Source organism: Allorhizobium borbori, assembly GCF_014196535.1.
Classification (GTDB): Bacteria; Pseudomonadota; Alphaproteobacteria; order Rhizobiales; family Rhizobiaceae; genus Ectorhizobium; species Ectorhizobium borbori.
Genome location: NZ_JACIDU010000012.1, coordinates 27,206 through 40,516 on the forward strand (window position 1 = coordinate 27,206; position 13,311 = coordinate 40,516).

Annotated in this window: 10 protein-coding genes and 1 pseudogene; 4 read left to right on the forward strand and 7 right to left on the reverse strand. The window is 58.6% G+C overall.

Features of this window, described 5'->3' with window-relative positions:
- The first annotated feature begins 199 nt into the window (after window positions 1-199).
- The gene (locus GGQ66_RS14820) at window positions 200-2,239 is read left to right on the forward strand and encodes a methyl-accepting chemotaxis protein (protein ID WP_183793509.1); all 2,040 of its coding nucleotides are present in this window, start codon (window positions 200-202) and stop codon (window positions 2,237-2,239) included.
- A 108-nt stretch (window positions 2,240-2,347) separates the two neighbouring features.
- Here GGQ66_RS14820 and GGQ66_RS14825 read toward each other — a convergent pair.
- Together GGQ66_RS14825 and GGQ66_RS14830 are read right to left on the reverse strand one after the other, a co-directional pair.
- Window positions 2,348-2,727 (reverse strand): annotated as a pseudogene (locus GGQ66_RS14825) (DUF6481 family protein).
- A 151-nt stretch (window positions 2,728-2,878) separates the two neighbouring features.
- On the reverse strand, window positions 2,879-3,088 hold the full coding sequence (locus GGQ66_RS14830) for a cold-shock protein (protein WP_183793510.1): 210 nt from the start codon (window positions 3,086-3,088) through the stop codon (window positions 2,879-2,881).
- Window positions 3,089-3,426: 338 nt separating this feature from the next.
- Between GGQ66_RS14830 and GGQ66_RS14835 the strand changes: the two genes are divergently transcribed.
- On the forward strand, window positions 3,427-3,801 hold the full coding sequence (locus GGQ66_RS14835) for a hypothetical protein (RefSeq protein ID WP_183793511.1): 375 nt from the start codon (window positions 3,427-3,429) through the stop codon (window positions 3,799-3,801).
- Window positions 3,802-3,873: 72 nt separating this feature from the next.
- Here the strand turns inward: GGQ66_RS14835 and GGQ66_RS14840 are convergent, their stop codons facing one another.
- The 4 genes from GGQ66_RS14840 to GGQ66_RS14855 form a co-directional block, all read right to left on the reverse strand.
- Window positions 3,874-7,011: an efflux RND transporter permease subunit gene (locus GGQ66_RS14840; RefSeq protein WP_183793512.1), complete on the reverse strand. Its 3,138-nt coding sequence runs from the start codon at window positions 7,009-7,011 to the stop codon at window positions 3,874-3,876.
- Window positions 7,012-7,014: 3 nt separating this feature from the next.
- Window positions 7,015-8,163 (reverse strand): efflux RND transporter periplasmic adaptor subunit, encoded by a 1,149-nt coding sequence (locus GGQ66_RS14845; RefSeq protein ID WP_183793513.1) that lies wholly within the window; start codon window positions 8,161-8,163, stop codon window positions 7,015-7,017.
- A gap of 109 nt (window positions 8,164-8,272) precedes the next feature.
- Window positions 8,273-8,890, reverse strand: a complete 618-nt coding sequence (locus GGQ66_RS14850) for a TetR family transcriptional regulator (protein WP_183793514.1) — start codon at window positions 8,888-8,890, stop codon at window positions 8,273-8,275.
- Window positions 8,891-9,274: 384 nt separating this feature from the next.
- Window positions 9,275-10,315, reverse strand: coding sequence for an AbrB family transcriptional regulator (locus GGQ66_RS14855; RefSeq protein WP_183793515.1), 1,041 nt, complete (start codon window positions 10,313-10,315; stop codon window positions 9,275-9,277).
- A gap of 158 nt (window positions 10,316-10,473) precedes the next feature.
- Between GGQ66_RS14855 and GGQ66_RS14860 the strand changes: the two genes are divergently transcribed.
- Window positions 10,474-11,076: a glutathione S-transferase family protein gene (locus tag GGQ66_RS14860; protein WP_183793516.1), complete on the forward strand. Its 603-nt coding sequence runs from the start codon at window positions 10,474-10,476 to the stop codon at window positions 11,074-11,076.
- Between the two features lie 130 nt (window positions 11,077-11,206).
- The gene (locus tag GGQ66_RS14865) at window positions 11,207-11,896 is read left to right on the forward strand and encodes a GntR family transcriptional regulator (protein WP_183793517.1); all 690 of its coding nucleotides are present in this window, start codon (window positions 11,207-11,209) and stop codon (window positions 11,894-11,896) included.
- 23 nt (window positions 11,897-11,919) lie between these two features.
- Here GGQ66_RS14865 and GGQ66_RS14870 read toward each other — a convergent pair whose 3' ends face one another.
- On the reverse strand, window positions 11,920-13,260 hold the full coding sequence (locus GGQ66_RS14870) for an MmgE/PrpD family protein (protein WP_183793518.1): 1,341 nt from the start codon (window positions 13,258-13,260) through the stop codon (window positions 11,920-11,922).
- Window positions 13,261-13,311 lie beyond the last annotated feature (51 nt).

Here is a 13,311-nt window from a genome sequence, read left to right on the forward strand (position 1 = left end):
CGGGAGTGATAACGTCGAAAACGATGTCTTTCTTGATAATTGGCAAGTCCCAATTCTGTGTTCCGGATGTTAATTTGGGGTAATGATTTAAACAAACATTAGCATCTTGCGAATAAAGCTTGGGAAAGCGGAGGGAGGAACTCCTTTGTTCAAGTTTAGAAAAAGAAATGCGCAAGCCGAAATTGCGGAAGTCCATGCCATGAGCACGACCGCCGGGTCTCCCTATGCCGAGCCGGAAACGGCCTGGCGCGCTGAACCCACCGGCCCTGAGCCGGAAGCGATTTATCGGGAAGCCGACATCAAGGTGTTCCGTACAAATTCCCGGCTTGCGGATTTGCCTGACGGGTTTGCGTTCGTGAATGGGCGACCGGCGTCGCTGGTTCTCGCTTATATTTCACCCCATATCGATTTCGCGGCGACCTGCGACAAGCTGCGGCGGTTGTGCGGCGGTGCGCCTTTCGTTGCCACGACAACCTCGGGCGAGTTGTGCGACACCGGTCAGGGCGGCAAGGATCATGTCTATTGCCCGGCCTCCGGCACCTGGGACAATGTGGTGGTGCAGGTATTCGGCGCCGATATCTTCGAACAGCTCTCCATTCAGGCGGTGCCGCTGGCTAATGAAGACATTCGCTCGGGGCGGCCGTCCAAGACGCATGAAACCCGTATTGCTGAAATTGTCGGCCATCTTCGCCGCATCCGCTTGCCTTTCCCGCTCAAGGCGGAGAACACGGTTGCGATCACGCTCGTCGACGGCCTGTCGGCCTCGGAAAACTACTTCATGGAAGCCGTCTATGAATCACGGAGTTTCCCGTGCCTGTTCATTGGCGGCTCTGCAGGCGGCAAGCTTGATTTCAAGTTCACCGGTATTTTCGATGGTAGCCGCGTCCTGCAGAACCACGCGCTGGTCGTCTTCGCGAAAGTTCGCAATGACGTGCGCTTCGGCGTTCTCAAGAGCCAGAACTTCGTGGCGACCGGCAACACGCTTGTTGTTGTCGAGGCCTGCCCGGAAACCCGCAAGGTGACAGCCGCCGTCGATGCCGAAACGCTTGAGGTGGTTCCCGTCACCACGGCGCTGTGCAGATTGCTGCGCTGTCACCCCGCTGAGCTTTCGGCCCGTCTGACCGGTTACACCTTCGCAGTGCGCATGGATAACGAGCTTTTCGTGCGTTCCGTCAGCGGTATCGATCTCGAAAGCGGTACGATCAGCTTCTATTGTGACGTAAACCCCGGCGACGAACTTCATCTCGTGAAGGCGACGGATTTTGCGCAACAGACGCGGCAGGATTTCGCCTCATTCATGCGCGGCAAGCCGGAGCCAATCGGTGCGATCATCAATGACTGCATCCTGCGCCGGCTTGGCAACGATCGCGAATTGAACGGTCTCGATGGCATGTGGCAGATGCCCGCAGCAGGCTTCTCCACATTCGGTGAGCTGTTCGGCATTAACGTGAACCAGACGCTGACCGCACTTGTGTTCTTTCGCGTGCCGGACGGCGTCGAGTTCCACGATCATTACATCGATGATTTTCCGATTCACTACGCGCGGTTCGCCGGCTTCTTCTCGCAGTCCCGTCTGCGACAGCAGCAGATCATCAATGGCCTGCGCAACAAGCTCATCAATCGTCTGATTGGCTTCCTCGGACAGTCTTCACAGCTTGCTTCGCAGCTCGACCAGGTCGTCGGGCGGACCAATGAAGCCCGCGGCAGCGTTCAGGGCATTCGAAAGGACATGGAAGCTCGCATCACGGCGGTTTCGTCATCCGCTCAGGCCGGGCTTCTCGATGACGAATTCCAGAAGGTGGCGGGAACAACGCGCCAACTGAACGAGATCGTCGAGGTGATCGACAAGATCACCATGCAGACCAACCTGCTTTCACTCAACGCCACCATCGAGGCGGCGCGGGCGGGCGAGGCTGGCCGATCCTTCGCCGTGGTGGCGAATGAAGTCCGCACGCTGGCCGGTACGACGAAATCCACACTCGACCGCAGCCGCGAGGCGTTGGCGCAGATCGAGGCCGGGCTGGGCTTTCTCGGCCAGAACATTCGTCAATCGGAAAGCCGGCTCGTGGCCGCGAAGGATGGTTATGACGAGATCGCGCACCAACTCGGTGACGTCTTCGCAGGTTTCGAGAAAATCAATGGCGCGATGGCCGATGTCGAGATGATGGTCAACTCGCAGCGCGGCATGATGCAGAAAATCGATCAGGACGTGGCGCAACTCAAGCGTATCGAGGCCTGATGCCTATTGGAGATGGCGCATGAACAGCGCCGTCTCCGACTTGATGTGCGACATATCGGCCTGGCGCATTCAACGCCGGACGAAGGGTTCCCCCGTAAAGACCCGTCTTCAGGCCTGGCGTGCCTTGCGGTTGGCATAGCGGCGGTCACGTTCCGCCTTGCGTGCCGCTTCGTCTTCAAGAACGCGGGCGATGCGGCTCCTGTCGGCAACGTCTCGAGCCTCCGCTTCGGCGTGGGCCGCTGCGGCAATGGCAGCAATCCGTGCGGCCTCTTCAACAGCGGCGCGGTTCTGTTCTTCGAGTTTCACCTGCGCGCGTTCGCTGCGTCGTAGTTCGCGAGCCTCGGCAATTGCAACACGTTCGGCTGACGGGCTTCTCTGCCTGGTTCCGCCGCTTCCTTGGCAGCGCGATAGGCCTGCAATAGCGCGGCCTTCGCCTCGGCAGAAGTGCCGCGACGGTCGGAAAGTTCTTTATTTATGATGTTTCTCAAATCTCTGGTCCGGTTGGGGATCACAGTCACCGTGATCGGCGTTCTGTCGTCCGGGAACAAAAAAAAGGCCAGGCAGATTGCCTGACCTCGCTTGGTCTCATGCTCTTAACAGTGCCAGTACATCCGTGGTCAAAGAAGAGCAGATACCATATCAGGCAGCCTGAAGCTTGCAGGCCGACATCTTGCCCGACTTCTGGTCGCGCTCCAGTTCGTAGCTCAGCTTCTGGCCTTCGACGATTTCGCGCATTCCAGAGCGCTCGACGGCAGAAATGTGAACGAACGCATCAGCGCCGCCGTTGTCAGGTTGAATGAAGCCGAAGCCCTTGGTGGCGTTGAACCACTTAACTGTGCCAGTGTTCATGATGAACTCCTTTTATAGCAATAGAGAGGACCGCAACGCGAGAGCGCAGCGGATGACGAAAACGATGCTTTAAAGGGAGGGTTCGTTCAGGACGCGGTGCTAATCGCGCAATAACCAAAGCTCAGCAAGAAAATATCGATAGGTGACCTATAGAGAATTTGACTGCAGTTGTCAAATTTTAGTTTCCACCACATCAGCATTTCGAAGAAAAGCGATCGCAGCGACGAAAGCAGGCCAAAGAGTTGAAAAGCGTCAGCGGCGTTCTGGCGCGTTGCTTCCCGCAACAAACGCGCTAGATTGTTCTTGTAAGTCAACGAAAAGCCTGGGAGGAGTGATTCATGAAACGGTATTGGCCTGAAGAATTCGCCGGTCTTCTGGATGGGGCCGAAGTGGTGGAACTGGAAATTCCAGCCGCCATTCGCGACGAGGGCACGCATGGAAAGGCCACCCACCGCAAGGCGTTGAGGGTTCGCCTGTCACAGGCCGATTTCGAACGGGTCTGGCCGCTCGCCGAAACCCGTTATCGTCTCGGCGGCAAGTTCGCTGGCAAGGCGATCACGCTCGTGACCAACAATCCGCATTATCATCGCTGGCACCCAGCCGATGGCGGCGTCGCGGAAGCCGCTCCGGGCGCAGAGATCAACCCCGCGCTGAAATACGTCATCGTGCATTTCCTGCTCGATGACGTACAGGAAGAAACCGTCGTCGCCTGACGGCTTCATCGTTCAAAACGCATTCAGCCGCCGAAGGGGTATTAACCCCTTCGGCGGCTGTCTTGTTTGTAATCAGGTCGAAGCGTTGCGGCGTGAGAACAGGCGGTTGATCAGCACAAAGAACACCGGCACGAAGAAGATCGCGAGCAGCGTTCCCGTGATGGTGCCGAAGAGCGTGGCGTAACCGATCGCCTCACGCGCTCCGGCGCCAGCACCCGAAGACAGCACGAGCGGCACGACCCCGAGGCCGAAGGCAAGCGATGTCATCAGGATGGGACGGAAGCGCAGCCGTGCCGCTTCGCGCACCGCTTCCACCGCCGTTTCGCCGAGCATTGTCATGCGTTCACGGGCAAATTCCACGATCATGATGCCGTTCTTGCCGGTAAGACCGACGACCGTCAGCAAGCCCACCTGGAAGTAGACCCCGTTGGACTGGCCGCCGACCCATGCGCCGATCAGTGCGCCGAGGATACCGACCGGCATGGCCATCAGCACGGCCATCGGGATGGTCCAGCTTTCATAAAGCGCTGCAAGGCAGAGGAAAACGGCGGCCAGAGCCAGGCCGTAAAGCGCCATGGCACCGGCGCCAGCTTCCTTTTCTTCCAACGACATGCCGGTCCATTGCAACTGGAAGCCGGGTGGCAGCTTTTGGGCCAGTTCTTCCATCGCGGCAATTGCCTCGCCCGACGTGTAACCAGCAGCAGCCGAACCGTCGATACCCATGGCGGGCAGGGCGTCGTAACGCGTTACCTGCTGCGGGCCATAGACCCATTCCTGGGTGGCAAAGGTGGAGAAGTCAACAAAATCACCGTTGGCATTCTGGACGCGCCACAGCGCCATATCCTCCGGTGTCGAGCGTGCCGCAGGCTCGCCCTGCACGAAAACGCGCTTCACGCGGCCTTCATAGAGGAAGTCATTGACGTAGGCACTGGACCAGATCGTGTTGAGGAAAGTACCGACATCCGCTGCCGTGAGGCCGACAGCACCGGCCTTGGCCCAGTCGATGTTCAGACGAAACTGCGGTGCATCCTCCACACCGTTGGGACGCACAGCCGTCAAAAGCGGGCTCTGTGCCGCCATGCCAAGCAGCATGTTGCGCGCCTGAAGCAGTTCTTCATGCGTCTTGCCGCCCGTCGCCTGAAGATAAGCGGTGAAGCCGTTGGAGTTGCCGAGTTCCATCACTGCCGGCGGAGCGAAGGGCACGACGATTGCTTCGCGAATACCGCCCATGAGCGGCCCGAAGGCGCGCCCGGCGACAGCCTGCGTCGTCGCATCCGGTGATTTCCGCTGGCTCCAGTCCTTCAGCTTCACGAACATCATGCCCATGTTCTGGCCCTGACCGGAGAAGGAAAAGCCCCGAACGGAGAAGACGGACTCGACATTGGCCGCCTCAGCCGTCTGCCAGTAGTTTTCCACCTTGCGCAACACCTCTTCAGTCGCCTCGGCCGTCGCTCCGGAAGGAAGCTGGACGATGGTGAAAATCGCCCCCTGGTCTTCGTCGGGAAGGAAGGAGGTCGGTGTGCGCTGATAAAGGAAAGCCATGCCACCCACGATCAGCGCATAGACGATCAACATGCGCAACGGTCCGGCGGTAACCCGTCGCACCAGCGCCGAATATCCCGAGGTGAGGTGGCCGAAATTGCGTTCAAAGAGGTTCGAGAAGCCGGAACCGAGCTTCGACAACATGCCCTGACGCTTTTCGCGATGGGCATGCGGCTTCAGCATGGTGGCACAAAGCGCCGGCGTGAAGACGAGCGCAACCATCACCGAAAGCCCCATCGCCGAAACGATGGTGACAGCGAACTGCTTGTACATTTCACCCGTCGACCCGCCGAAGAAAGCCATCGGCACGAATACGGCGGAAACGACCATGGCAATGCCGATGAGTGCGCCGGAAATTTCGTCCATCGACTTTTCGGTCGCTTCCTTTGCGCCTAGATGTTCGTCGTGCATGATGCGCTCGACATTCTCCACCACGACGATGGCATCATCGACGAGAAGACCGATGGCCAGCACCATGGCCAGCATGGTCAGCGTATTGATGGAGTAACCGAGCCCGGCCATGATGCCAAACGTGCCGAGAAGCACGACCGGCACCGCCATGGTGGGAATGAGGGTCGCCCGGAAGTTATGCAGGAACACCAGCATAACCACAAAGACGAGGATCATCGCTTCGATAAGCGTCTGCACCACGGCTTCGATGGAGATCAGCACGAAAGGCGTCGTGTCATAGGGAATAACGTAGCTCACGCCGGCAGGTAGCGTCTTTGCGAGCTCTTCCACCTTTGCCTTGACGATCTTGGCCGTCTCCAGCGCATTGGCGCCGGAGGCGAGCTGCACCGCCATGCCCGATGCGGGTTTGGTGTTGTAGTAACTTGCGATTTCGTAGTTCTCGGTGCCAAGTTCGGCGCGTGCCACATCACGCAACAGAACGAGGCCGCCATCGGTATCGGCTCTCAGAACGATACGCTCGAAGTCCTCCGGCGTCTTCAGCAGCGATTGCGCCGTGATGGTGGCGTTCAGCATCTGACCGGCGGGCGCCGGCATCGCGCCGAAGGAACCGGCGGAGATCTGCGCATTCTGCGCCTGCACGGCCGCGACGACCGTCGATGGCGAAAGATTGTAATATTTCAGTTTCTGCGGATCGAGCCAGATCCGCATGGCGTATTCCGAACCGAAAACCTCGACCTTGCCGACGCCGGTAAGGCGCGAGATCGGCTCCACCATGCTTGAGCTGAGGTAATCGGCGAGATCGATATTGCTACGCGCCCCGTCATCCGAAACAAGGCCGACGACCATCAAAAAGCCGGTGGCCGACTTTTCGACTGTCACACCTTGGCGTGTCACGGTTTCGGGCAACCCAGCTTCGGCCTGCGCCAGCTTGTTTTGCACCTGCACCTGGGCAATGTCAGGGTCCGTACCCAGACGGAAGGTGAGGGTGATCGTGGCGCGACCCGTGGAGGTCGTTGACGAGTTGATATAGCGCAGGCCATCCAGCCCGGTCATTTCCTTCTCGATGATCTGCACGACCGTATCGGCAACGGTCTCCGCTGAAGCGCCGGGATAGGTCGCGCCGATCACGATCGACGGACCGGCAATCGACGGATATTGCGAAATCGGCAGCCGAAGGATCGACAGCACCCCGACCGCCATCACGATGATGGCCAGCACCCACGCGAAGATGGGGCGGTTGATGAAATAACGCGCCATGGATCAGTTTCCTTCCTTCGGGCCAGCCGCCGGTGCCGGTTCAGCGGGCGCGATCTGGACTTCTGCGCCCGGCTGGGCCTTCTGGAAGCCTGAGGTGACGACCTGATCACCGGCGTTCAGACCCGAAGTCACGATCCAATTGTTGCCGGATGCACCCAGAATCGTCACCGCACGCACGGCGATCTTGCCGCCATCCACGACCCAGACGCTGGCGCCGCCGCGTACATCGCGCATCACGACGCTCTGCGGCACAAGGATAGCGTTCTTTTCGGCGGCCTGAGGCATTTCAACCTCGACATAAAGACCGGGAAGAAGCGTGAAATCCGGGTTGGCGAAGCTGATGCGCAACGTCACCATGCCGGTCGTCGGTTCAACCTGCGGCTCGGCGGCCTTGAGCTGGCCCTTGGGGCCGAAGGACTTGCCGTCCGGAAGGATCATGGTCGCCTCGGCCGAGCGGATATAATCCTGCATCTGGCCGCCGCCGTTCCAGCGCATTAGATCGTTCGCCGATTGCGTCACGTCGACATAGACCGGGTTCAGCACCCGGATCGTCGTCAGCGCCGCAGTCTGCTGCGCGCCGACCAGAGAACCTGTATTGGTGGTGGAAAGGCCGATCACGCCGGAGACCGGGGCGCGGATGGTGGTGCGGTCCAGATCAATTTCGGCAGTGGTAAGCTGCGCGCGCGCTGCCTGCAAGGCCGCCGCCGCCGCATCGCGCGTGGCAACTGCCTTGTCACGGTTGGCAGCCGAAACGGCTTTCGTGGAGAACAGTTCAACCGAGCGGTCGGCCTCGATGATAGCCAGATCGTAATTGGCCTGGGCCTGCAACACGGAAGCCTTCGCCGCCGCCACCGCCGCCGAGTAGCTTTCGTCCTCTATTTTATAAAGAGGCTGACCGGCTTCCACCCGGCTGCCTTCCTCGAACAGGCGCTGCTTGATAATCCCCGAAACCTGCGGGCGCACTTCGGCAACGGTCGAAGCCTTGATGCGGCCGGGCAGGCGGGTGGTCAACGTGTGCTCACCCATCTGCGCCTTCATGACGGTCACGCTTGGTGTGGGCATTTGCTGTGCCATCACCGCGAACGGGGAAAGACCCAATGCAAGGGCCGCAAGGGAGGCGCGCAGTGTGGCATGTCGCGGATAATGTGTCATGGCTTGACCTGTTCATAGTCTGGATAGGGGCGGGAGAAACGGTGTACGGCAGACAGTAAGAAATGCTGTTTCAGAACTTTATCATTTTTGCGCGATTGATGTTCACCGATTAAGCGCTTGTGGCTGGTGCGGCGCGGATGAACGCCATTTGCTGCGCAAGAAGCTTGATGCCGACAGCCGAAAGGCCAAAGGTCTTGCCTGTGCGCAGCCATTCATTGAGAAGGCCTCCCATGCTCGCGATCATCATGATGGCCGCTTCATCGGGCGTGAGATCCGGCGCAAGCCTGCCGAGGGCCTGAGCCTGCGTGGCCAGCATCGCCAGAGTTCGAAACAGATCGGCGTTCACTTCCCGCTGCCAGGCCGCAGCCTCGTCATCGATCGCGTGGGAGTTCATGATCACGAACATGCGCTGCTGGCGTTCGTCCTGTTCGAAATTCAGGAGCATATCGACCGCAGCTTGTTCCAGAAGTCCGAGCGGGTCGTCATGTCCCTGGGTGGCTGCATTGCGAATGAGGACTTCCTCCGGCGTCAGGCTGCGCTCGTGCAGCGCCCGAAGCAGATCCAGCTTGTCCTTGAAGTGCCAGTAGAGGGCGCCCCGCGTGACCCCGGCGGCCCGCGAAATCTTCTCCAGCGTGGCGGAAGCAACGCCTTGCGTGCAAAACATCTGCTCGGCCGCATCGAGAATGTCGATACGGGTTTGTTCCGCGTCCTGCTTGCTTCGGCGCATTTCAGCCTCCTGAACGAATGCGCCATCTATAAACATTCATGTATGTTTGTAAATGGGCATAACGAACGATCGACCACATTCTATCGTCCGCTTTGGCCTGCCCTTCGCCAGCGACCAGGTGTTCCGGCCAATATCGTCAATGCTCAGCCGTGACTTTCGACAAAGCCGCGATCCCTTGCACATCGCGCTCGCTCATCGCTATCAATCCCACCTGCGATCTCCCAGGCATCTTTCAGAGCCGGGGAGTGTGCCATTCCAACCTTGCAGAAACAGGACACTTCAACTTTGCAGCGACACAGAATAATCGCGTAATCTATGTTATGGAACAACCTCGTGATGGAAGTTGTAGCCGCGGTCGTTTCAGCAATGCCCTTCCAATTCATTTCAGTTCACGCGGAGCCGTTCTGAAATCGTCCAAAGCGGCTCGATCAACAGATTGCTGATGAGCATCCTGATAAGATGAAAGCCAAGCACTAACGGCACGGCGACATCAAGGGTGGCGGCTGTGACGACCATTTCCGGTGTACCGCCCGGAGCCATGCCCAGTATTACGGCTTCCGGCGGCAACGCCCACAAAAATGCCAGAGCGATGGCGAGCGTACTCAGCAATGCGCTCAGAAGAAGGGTTGATGCAAGGGAAGCATAGACCAGCCGGGTCGAACTCATCAGGAACGGTCGTGTGAGCTTGACCCCCAAAGTTGACCCCATCCCGACCTGTGCAACATTGATCATCCAGTGTGGCACACCGGAGGGTGCGTGCCAAAAGGCAGTGATTGCCATCGAGAAAAACAAAGGGCCCAGCATCCAGGGATTGGCGATGCGCAATCGATGCAGCGCAAGGGCGGCGGCGAGGCTTGCTGCAAGGAGCATAAGTAACTGCGGAACGTGGACCGCGAGCTTCTCCGCGTGAAAAATGGTTTGATTTCCCGGCTGCCCGAACAGAACCATCAAGGGCGGGAAAGTCAGAACCACAACCACCATACGAATTGTCTGGGCAAGCGTGACAGGCGCGACCGGCAGACCGCTGCGCTCCGCCAGTACCGGCATGACCGTGACGCCGCCGGGAACCGCGCAGAAGTATCCCGTTTTGCTATCAATGCCGGCGAAGGTCGCGAAAACCCGAGCCATCAGGAGACCGGAAACAATGATCAGTACGCCGGCCAGAATAACGGCCGGAAGTGCCGCCAGAACCGCCATCAGAACCGGTTGCGTGAACCCAAGACCGAAGCTGGCACCCAACACCATCAACGCCACAGGCCGCGTGCGCAAGGGTAAGGCCGCCGGGCGTACCCATGAGAGCATCGCACTCGCGACCATCGCACCGATCATCCAGGCCAGCGGAATGTGAGCAAGGGAAAACAGATAACCGCCCAGAGTGGATACCACTGCCGTTAGCCCAAAAGTCCAGATTTTCGCGAGGTTCACTTCCGTCTCCATTCCGTGCGGTCAATGCGATGGCTCTGCGCTGTCGGCCGGTTCGCTATCTTCCGCAAACGCATCCTTGCAATTTGGAAACAATAGTATACATCTGCATTCATTATTGCAAATGTGCGGACACAGTTTTCCTCTTTGGGAGAGACGGCATGTTGAAAATTTATGGCAGACCTGATTCATCCAACTCCGCCAAGGTGTTCTGGCTTCTTGACGAAATAGGAGCGGATTTCGAACATATCCTTTGCGGTGGCCGTCATGGCGGCAACGACCGGCCGGAATATCTGGCGATCAATCCCCACGGGAAGGTTCCGACGATCGACGACGACGGTACGATCGTTTGGGAATCGAATGCAATTCTCCGCTATCTTGCCGAGCGATACGGGGCAACCGCTCTTTGGCCGCAAGCGGCCGGGGAACGTGCGCATATCGATCAATGGATGGACTGGAGCGCCACTGCACTCGTCCCTGCCCTGGGCAGGGTGAGGAAAAGCCTGAAGGACAACAGATCGGCGGCCGAAGCACTGATGCCCGCAGCGATAGCGGCCTTTACAGCCTTTGACGCCCAGCTATCAACTTCACAGTTTATGGCAGGGGACAATTTCACGCTGGCTGATATTGCCTCCGGCCCGGCTGTAGCGCGGTGGTTCCTTATTCCCTTCCCTAAACCGGAGCTACGGAATCTCGGTGACTACCTCGGCCGTCTGGCGGAGCGTCCGAGTTTCAAAAGAACGATTGCCCCGCACATTTCCTGAGCAGACATAGGCACAAGATCCCAAACCGGGTAAGATTGTATATTATACAATACTCGCCTAATAGGCTTTAGCCGAAAGCTGACTCGCGCGCGGGCATGTAAAACTACGCAACAGGGAACACAACGTCGAGATGGTGGGAAAAAAGGCGGAGAAGAAGGACACGTCCAGTGTTCGCGACCTTGCACGGGACGCATACGAGCGAGTTCGTTCGGCTATTCAGGATGGTCAGCTTTCAATTGGCGAACGAGTGACAGAAGCGGAACTCGCCGCACGCTTTGGCGTGTCGCGTACGCCCATCCGCGAAGCGATCGCCCGTCTGGAGGCTGATGGTCTTTTGACGAACGAACCTCGGCGAGGGCTCATCGTGACGGATCTGAGCCACCAACAGATTGTCGAGCTCTACACGATGCGGGAGATCCTTGAAGGCGCGGCGGCGCGTCTGACGGCCCAGAGCGCCAGCGACACCGAATTGGCGACACTCGCCAATCTCGTGGAAGCGGAAGGACGTTTTCTTGACAATCCGTCCAAGCTTTCGGACATCAACCGCAACTTCCATCATCTTCTGACGCTGGCTGCACATAATCGCTATCTTCTGCGCAGCCTCAACCAGTTGTCCATAACCATGTCGCTTCTGCCGAGCCTTCTTCACGAGGGGGATCGGGCGGTCATCGCCCATGAGCAACACGCATCGATCATGGCCGCCTTATCGAAGCGGGACGGTGAAACGGCGGAGCGTATCGTCCGGCAACATGTGCGTGATTCCCAGCGACATCGTATGTTGATCATGCTCGGCACCCATTCCGGGCCCGACACCGATTGACCGCGTGGCGACAGGCAATCTACTCATAACCCCCTCCCCGTGACCCACGGAGCAGACAAGAGTGTCCCCTCCGTGCTGTCGGCAAGCGTTGCTACGACTGAAAAAAGGGCTTCGGCGTCGCTCGACCGGCCGGCATAGGCGAGGCAATCCTCGAATTTTGTACGTATGTGGGCAAGATCCAGAGGACGTTCCGCATGCCCGAGAGCCCTTGAAACAGGGGCGCTGATCAGCCGTTGACCGTCGCTGAGGCATACGGCAACCTGATCGTAACGGGCAAAACCATCAAGGACAGGATCGATGTCGTCGGAAATGCGCCGCGTGATCTTGGCCATTAATTGCTGAAGCGTCTCATCCGTCAAATTGGCGTCATCGACATCGGACAGTCCAACCCAATTATGCGACAAAGCCGACGCAACAAAGAATTCCAGAGAAAAACGGGCTTCGGACGCGGTCTTCGGTTTACTGTAGCGGAGTGTCTTCGAATGCCTGTCGCTGATCAGAACGTCAATGGACACGATGTCCGCAAGCGATAGCGGATGAACTTGCGCCAACTCGATCGACGCATCAATGGCGCGGTGACCGGCGTAACAGACTGGATACTGCTTTACACTTGGCGGAATACGCTCGAGCATCCATGCGCCGCTTGCCCGGTTGAGCGGGCGTTCGCGATCGATGTCACCTCCTGGCGAATAGCTGGAGAGAAAACTCTCAAGTCCGTCAGGAGCCGCAGTGAAGCCGTTTTGTGCGAGGCATGCGGCGAGAAAACCGGCCTGGGCCGCCCGCCCGGCATGAAACGGCTTTGTCATCGTACCGAAATTTGCAGTCAGCCCAGCGCCTTGTGACGCGGCAATAGCCAGCGCCATCGATGTCTGGCACGTATCGAGCCGAAAGAGTACGGAACAGGCAGCGGCTGACGCGATCGGCCCGAGCAAGCCGGTCGGGTGCAATCCTCTCGCATGATACATGACCTTCTCGCGTGATGCGATCTCTGACCAGGCTTCATAACCGGCGGCATAGGCGAGCAACATATCGATACCCGACACCCCCCTGTCCGTCGCCGCCCTTAGAATAGAGGGAACCAGAATGGCGGAGACGTGTCCACCGAACGCAACGTCATCAAAATCGAGGACATGCGCCGCAGTCGCATCAAGCAGTAATCCCGCCGACTGACCGTGTGGGTTCTCCCCCAGTTTCATAAGCGTATCCGCCAATAGAGCGACGGCTGGTTCACTGCCGCCAGCGATCATGACCCCGATCGTATCCAGAAACGCTGCCTGCGCGCGCTCCAATCCCGATCTGGATGGCGGATTTTCCCGAATATGAGCAATATCATCGGCCAAGGCCGCAGTCACAGCTAAGGACATCGAAGGATTCGCTCTCAAGGTGACAGGGAGAGCCGACGGGCATAAGGCCCG